Below are 6,276 nucleotides of genomic sequence, written 5' to 3' on the forward strand. Positions count from 1 at the left end.
TTTGTAAACAAACTGCATCATGGAAAAAGAAACACTCTTTATCGCCTTTTCCACGCAAAAAGGCGGAGCGGGAAAAACAACGCTGACCGTGCTGGTGGCAAGTTACCTGCACTATGTGAAAGGGATGAATGTGGCGGTGGTGGATTGCGACTACCCGCAACACAGCATTGCCGAGATGAGAAAACGTGACCTGAAAACGGTCATGGAGGACGAGCATTACAAGCTGATGGCGTACAGACAACTGCAACGGATAAGGAAGAAAGCCTATCCGGTAGCGGAGAGTACGGCTGAGGACGCTGTCACGAAAGCGGACGAGCTGCTGGAAAAGATGCCGGAAACAGACATCGTGTTCTTCGACCTGCCGGGCACGGTAAACAGTACAGGCGTGTTGAACACGCTGGCTAACCTGGACTATGTCTTTTCCCCCATTGCCGCCGACAGGGTGGTGATGGAAAGCACACTCCGCTTTGCGAGCCGGCTGAATGACACGCTGATCGCTACGGGCAAGACGAATATCAAAGGCCTGTACCTGCTGTGGAACATGGTGGACGGCCGGGAGAAATCAGAACTGTACAAGGTGTATGAACAGGTGATCGGCGAGCTGGGACTGAAAGTGCTGAATACCTTCCTGCCGGACAGCAAACGGTTCCGTCGTGAGCTGACAGGGGAGCATAAGGCATTGTTCCGTTCCACGCTGTTCCCCGCAGACGGTGCGCTGGTCAAAGGCAGCAACCTGAAAGAGATTACGGAAGAGCTGTTGTCCATTATCAGGAAGTAGGCTATGGGAAACGAACGGAAAAAAATAAACCTGACGGACATTGACGAGAACTCCATAGTCGCCTCGTTCAAGGAAGGCCGGCCGGCGAACGGGCAGGCGCAAGCAGCCGGGAACAAGGGACAGTCCGGTGAAGAGAGCGGATATGTCCGTCTGTTCATCCACGAGTCACCAGTCTGCGCACGGCTTGGCAAGACAATCTATCTTCGTAAGGAGTTTCATGAACGGATTCAGAGGATCGTCCAGACAATCGGGAACAACGAGATGTCCATTTTCAGCTATGTGGACAATGTGCTGGAACAGCACTTTGCCGCCTATCAGGACGAGATCACGAAGGAATACAGAAAACGAAGTACCGAACTGTTTTAACCCCCGGAAACCATGTCAGCAATCTTATTCTTACTTATCGGTAGCTATCTGTTATGGATAGCCGCCTACCTCTTCCACGAGCGGAACAGTCGGAGGAAGAGAGCGGAAAAAGCCGGGCAGATCCTTACCCGGATTACGGTGGACGTGAGCGAGATTTTAGGCAAAAGTACATTTTCCCTTAGCCACTCCACGCCACAAACGCCCGAAAAAATTGAAAACGAAAAATCTGTAAGCGAAGCAGGTATTTTTGTACCGGAGAAGGAAAAGTTCCCGAAAATAGTTTCTGCCGAGGAACTGGACAAGCTGTTTGCCGAAGGGAGTCCGCTGCCAGAAGATCTTGAACTGATGGAAGATATGGATGTCCCGTTGGAGTTCCGGGGAGAACCGGCGGATAACAATCTTCGGATAGACGATGACGAGCAGGACAGATGCCTGCCGGGATGCACGCCGCAAGCCACGGGCATCCGCTTCGAGGACATGGGACTGGCGGTGCGTGTGGCGGTCAACGGTGAAGCGGCCAGTGAAGAGGAAAGGCTTCAGGCCGGAAAGACACTGGCTGAACTGCGCAACACGCCGATGTTCGACAAGCTGACCTTCGGCGATGCGGAGCGTGAGGAACGTATCGACTCGCTGATAGAGCTGCATCTTGCGGCATACCGCAGGCGGAATAGCCCGGACAGCGAAGTGGCGACAGAAACCATACCGGACACTTTCTCCATAAGTGATATTGTTTAACGAAGTAAAACGTACATGAAGGAAAGAGATTACGGATAGCTTGTCTATTCATTTTTCACGAGAAGAAACCCAAACAAATTTAATTAACAACGGGAGACGGCGGACTTTTCCATCTGTCGTGCCCACATTCAAATTCAATTATTTTATGAATACGAAACAACTTGTGTTCGTGGCGGTTATGCTAATCGCCACAGGCTCGCTCTATGCGCAAGGAAATGGATCGGCCGGTATCACGGAAGCGACGAAAATGGTCACAAGCTACTTCGATCCGGGAACGAAATTGTGCTACGCGATCGGAGCTGTGGTAGGTCTGGTCGGCGGGATTAAGGTGTACAACAAGTTCAGCTCCGGCGATCCGGATACCTCGAAAACGGCGGCGAGCTGGTTTGGTGCGTGTATCTTTTTAATCGTGGCTGCCACTATTCTTCGTTCATTCTTTCTCTAAGAACCGGATTCACCTATATATAATAATGTATATGAATTATGAACTGAACAAGGGAATCGGCGAGAGTGCGGAGTTCAAGGGACTCAAGGCTCAATATCTTTTTATTTTCGTCGGTGGGCTGCTGGCTCTGTTCGTGCTGTTTGTCATTCTTTATATGGCCGGCATGAACCAGTGGTTCTGCATTGCTTTCGGCGTAATATCCGCATCCGTATTGGTCCGGCTGACTTTCCATCTGAACGGCAAGTTCGGGGAACACGGACTGATGAAGCTGCTGGCCAGGAAACAGCATCCCCGCTACCTGATCAACCGGATCAGTCCCCGGAAACTATTCACGATTAAAAAGAAGAACGTATGCGTAACACACTAAAGGCTGCCACATTGGAAAGCAAGTTTCCGCTTCTCGCCGTCGAAGCGGACTGTATCATCTCCAAAGATGCGGACATCACCGCCGTCTTTGAGGTGGATCTGCCCGAACTCTTCACGGTGACGGCAGCTGAATACGAGGCTGTCCATGCGGCATGGGCAAAGGCAATCAAGGTATTGCCCAATTATACGGTGGTACATAAGCAGGATTGGTTTATCCGGGAGGATTACCGCAGCCAGACGGACAAGGAGAATCTAAGTTTCCTTTCCCGAAGCTACGAGATGCACTTCAACGAGCGTCCTTTCTTGAACCATAAATGCTATCTGTACCTGACCAAAACGACGAAAGAGCGCATGAGGATGCAGAGCAGCTTCTCTTCGCTGTGCAGGGGATTCATCATCCCCAAGGAGGTGGACAAGGATACCACCGCCCATTTTCTGGATACGGTGGGGCAATTCGCCCGTATCGTGAACGATACAGGGCTGGTACACCTAAGACGGCTCGTCGGTGATGAGATTACCGGCACGGAGAATAAGGCCGGACTGGTGGAGAAATATTTCTGTCTGTCAATGGAAAATACCACTGCACTGGAAGACATCGAACTCGGAGATGACGGCCTGCGTGTCGGTGACAAGCACGTTTCGGTACATACGCTCTCGGAACTGGATGCGTTGCCTGGCAAGGTGGGTACGGACTGCCGGTATGAAAGACTGTCAACGGACAAAAGCGACTGCAAGCTGTCATTCGCCAGTCCGGTAGGCCTGCTGCTCTCGTGCAATCACCTGTACAACCAGTATATTTTTCTGGATGACAGCGGCGAGAATCTGCAACGTTTTGAGAAGAACGCACGTAACATGCAGTCGCTTTCGAAGTACTCACGGAGTAACCAAATTAATAAAGAGTGGATCGATCTGTACCTGAATGACGCACATTCGTTCGGGCTTACCTCGGTGCGTGCCCATTGCAACATCATCGCATGGACGGACAATCCTATGGAGGTGAAGAATATGCGTAATGACGTGGGCAGCCAGATCGCCATGATGGAATGCAAGCCACGCCATAATACGGTGGACGCCGCCACGCTGTACTGGGCGGCGATGCCGGGGAACGGCGCTGACTTTCCGGCAGAGGAGAGCTTCTACACGTTCATCGAACAGGCTCTCTGCTTCTGGGTGGAAGAAACGAACTACCGCAGCTCCGTTTCACCTTTCGGACTGAAGATGTCAGACCGTATCAGCGGGAAACCGCTGCATGTGGACATTTCCGACCTGCCGATGAAGCGTGGCGTAACCACCAACCGCAACAAATTCGTATTGGGCGGTTCGGGAAGCGGCAAGTCATTCTTTATGAATCATTTGGCGAGGCAATATTATGAACAGGGCACGCACGTGGTATTGATCGACACGGGAAACAGTTACCAGGGGCTTTGCTCGCTGATACACCAGAAGAGCGGTGGAAAGGACGGTATCTATTTCACTTATACGGACGAAAACCCGATAGCGTTCAACCCTTTTTTCACGGATGATAAAGTTTTCGATATTGAGAAGCGTGAGAGTATCAAGACACTGATCCTCACACTCTGGAAAAAGGACAATGAACCGGCGACACGTTCGGAAGAAGTGGCTCTGTCCAATGCGGTGTCCCTGTATATCAGACGCATCAAGGAGGATGAAAGCATCGTTCCCTCGTTCAACACCTTCTACGAGTTCGTGAAAACGGACTACCGGAGGATACTGGAAGAGAAAGAAGTCCGGGAAAAGGATTTCGACCTTGCGGGGTTCCTGAACGTGCTGGAGCCTTATTACCGTGGTGGAGAATATGATTTCCTGCTTAACTCCGACAAGCAGCTTGACTTGCTCGGTAAGCGGTTTATCGTCTTCGAAATTGATCAGATCAAAGATCATCCCATTCTTTTTCCGGTGACGACTATTATTATTATGGAGCTGTTTATCAACAAGATGCGTCGTCTGAAAGGGGTACGCAAGATGATCATCATAGAGGAAGCGTGGAAGGCCATTGCCAAAGAAGGGATGGCGGACTATATCCGCTACCTGTTCAAGACTGTCCGCAAATTTTACGGAGAGGCGGTTGTTGTGACGCAGGAAGTCGATGACATCATTTCCTCTCCTATCGTGAAGGAGTCTATTGTAAACAATAGCGATTGCAAGATTTTGCTTGACCAGAGGAAGTATCTTAACAAGTTCTCGCGGATACAGTCCCTGCTGGGGCTGACGGACAAGGAAAAGGCGCAGATCCTGTCGGTGAACATGTCTAATGATCCGAGGCGCAAATACAAGGAGGTCTGGTTCGGATTGGGGGGCGTACAGTCAACGGTGTACGCCACAGAGGTATCGCCCGAAGAATATCTGTGCTACACGACCGAAGAGAGCGAGAAAGTGGAAGTGGAACAACTGGCGAAACAGCTGGGCGGCAATATCGAACTGGCTATCCGAAGGCTTGCGGAAAAGAAACGGAATCAAAACAATGAAATACCGTAAGTGCTTATGGAGTATGAAACCTTGTTTCCGCTCTACTGGATATGCGGGGAGTGGAAAAGCAGCCGCAAGTCGCCGCCCGTCACCGTATTCCGTGATGGTGGTACATACAAGATTGCCCTGACCTACCACCTTGATGCGGTGGTGGTCGGCACGATCCACCAAAGCGGCGGCATCATCTGGGCGGATCTTCTGGGAAGGGTGCAGCTCGCTTATGACCGGGAGGAAGACCGTCTAGTGCTGGCTACCGAAGGGATATATGTACGTGCGGATGATTCATAAGAAAAAGGAGAACTCCGGTTCTCCTGTAAATGGAAAGAAAACTATCCGATTTATTTAACGTTAAAATTTTAAAAGACATGAAACGAATAATGGCTGTCTGTCTGGCCGGGCTGCTTTGTCCGACTATGGCGGTAAAGGCGCAATGGGTAACGTTCGATCCCTCGAACCTTGCACAAAGCATCGTGAATACGACCCGTAACGTGGTGCAGACCACGACGACGGCAGAAAATATGGTGAAGAATTTTCAGGAAACAGTCAAGATCTACGAACAGGGGAAGCGTTATTACGACGCTTTGAAAGCGGTCAACAATCTGGTGAAAGATGCCCGTAAGGTGCAGCAGACCGTTCTCTTGGTCGGTGAAATATCGGACATCTATGTAAATTCTTTCCAGAAAATGCTGACGGACGGGAACTATACGCCGGACGAGCTTTCGGCAATCGCCTCCGGATATGCGAAGATGCTGGAAGAAAGCAGTGGTATGCTGAACGAGATGAAGATCGTTGTGACCTCCACCGGCCTTTCCATGACGGACAAGGAGCGCATGGACGTGATAGACCGTGTGTACCGTGACGTGAGGAACCAACGCAATCTGGTCAGGTATTACACGAACCGGAACATCGGTATCTCTTACCTGCGTGCGAAAAAGAAGAATGATACCCAAAGGGTGCTGGACTTGTACGGAACGGACAATCAAAAATACTGGTGACATGACAGGCGAGGAAACTTTCGGCAACCTTCACGAAGTGTTGCGTAACCTTTATGACGAGATGATGCCGCTCTGTTCGGACATCACGGGTGTGGCTACCGGAG

Annotated in this window: 8 protein-coding genes and 1 pseudogene; all 9 read left to right on the top strand. The window is 50.7% G+C overall.

Annotation, left to right across the window (positions count from 1 at the left end):
* The first annotated feature begins 19 nt into the window (after positions 1-19).
* Entirely contained in the window at positions 20-778 is a 759-nt protein-coding gene (locus tag ABUA47_RS22195; RefSeq protein ID WP_349832068.1) for a ParA family protein, read from the top strand.
* A gap of 3 nt (positions 779-781) precedes the next feature.
* Positions 782-1,144, top strand: a complete 363-nt coding sequence (locus ABUA47_RS22200; protein WP_074783447.1) for a DUF3408 domain-containing protein — start codon at positions 782-784, stop codon at positions 1,142-1,144.
* A 12-nt stretch (positions 1,145-1,156) separates the two neighbouring features.
* Complete coding sequence (locus ABUA47_RS22205; RefSeq protein WP_074783448.1) at positions 1,157-1,879, top strand: conjugal transfer protein; 723 nt, start codon at positions 1,157-1,159, stop codon at positions 1,877-1,879.
* 145 nt (positions 1,880-2,024) lie between these two features.
* Positions 2,025-2,324: a DUF4134 domain-containing protein gene (locus tag ABUA47_RS22210; RefSeq protein WP_005800207.1), complete on the top strand. Its 300-nt coding sequence runs from the start codon at positions 2,025-2,027 to the stop codon at positions 2,322-2,324.
* A gap of 31 nt (positions 2,325-2,355) precedes the next feature.
* On the top strand, positions 2,356-2,691 hold the full coding sequence (locus ABUA47_RS22215) for a DUF4133 domain-containing protein (protein ID WP_005800206.1): 336 nt from the start codon (positions 2,356-2,358) through the stop codon (positions 2,689-2,691).
* Positions 2,676-5,186 (top strand): TraG family conjugative transposon ATPase, encoded by a 2,511-nt coding sequence (locus tag ABUA47_RS22220; RefSeq protein WP_196031164.1) that lies wholly within the window; start codon positions 2,676-2,678, stop codon positions 5,184-5,186. The genes ABUA47_RS22215 and ABUA47_RS22220 overlap by 16 nt, the downstream gene beginning before the upstream one ends.
* 6 nt (positions 5,187-5,192) lie before the next feature.
* Positions 5,193-5,465, top strand: a complete 273-nt coding sequence (locus tag ABUA47_RS22225) for a DUF3876 domain-containing protein (RefSeq protein ID WP_005800204.1) — start codon at positions 5,193-5,195, stop codon at positions 5,463-5,465.
* A 77-nt stretch (positions 5,466-5,542) separates the two neighbouring features.
* Positions 5,543-6,172, top strand: coding sequence for a DUF4141 domain-containing protein (locus tag ABUA47_RS22230; protein ID WP_007485401.1), 630 nt, complete (start codon positions 5,543-5,545; stop codon positions 6,170-6,172).
* Between the two features lies 1 nt (position 6,173).
* A pseudogene (locus ABUA47_RS22235) lies at positions 6,174-6,276 on the top strand (conjugative transposon protein TraJ); the annotation flags it as partial.

This window comes from Bacteroides sp. RTP31139st1_H2_RTP31139_211217, from assembly GCF_040227615.1.
Classification (GTDB): domain Bacteria; phylum Bacteroidota; class Bacteroidia; order Bacteroidales; family Bacteroidaceae; genus Bacteroides; species Bacteroides uniformis.

Bases quoted from the DNA above. Each gene is read 5' to 3' on its own strand.
- ABUA47_RS22195 (WP_349832068.1), top strand. From the start codon at position 20: ATGGAAAAAGAAACACTCTTTATCGCCTTTTCCACGCAAAAAGGCGGA.
- ABUA47_RS22200 (WP_074783447.1), top strand. From the start codon at position 782: ATGGGAAACGAACGGAAAAAAATAAACCTGACGGACATTGACGAGAAC.
- ABUA47_RS22205 (WP_074783448.1), top strand. From the start codon at position 1,157: ATGTCAGCAATCTTATTCTTACTTATCGGTAGCTATCTGTTATGGATA.
- ABUA47_RS22210 (WP_005800207.1), top strand. From the start codon at position 2,025: ATGAATACGAAACAACTTGTGTTCGTGGCGGTTATGCTAATCGCCACA.
- ABUA47_RS22215 (WP_005800206.1), top strand. From the start codon at position 2,356: ATGAATTATGAACTGAACAAGGGAATCGGCGAGAGTGCGGAGTTCAAG.
- ABUA47_RS22220 (WP_196031164.1), top strand. From the start codon at position 2,676: ATGCGTAACACACTAAAGGCTGCCACATTGGAAAGCAAGTTTCCGCTT.
- ABUA47_RS22225 (WP_005800204.1), top strand. From the start codon at position 5,193: ATGGAGTATGAAACCTTGTTTCCGCTCTACTGGATATGCGGGGAGTGG.
- ABUA47_RS22230 (WP_007485401.1), top strand. From the start codon at position 5,543: ATGAAACGAATAATGGCTGTCTGTCTGGCCGGGCTGCTTTGTCCGACT.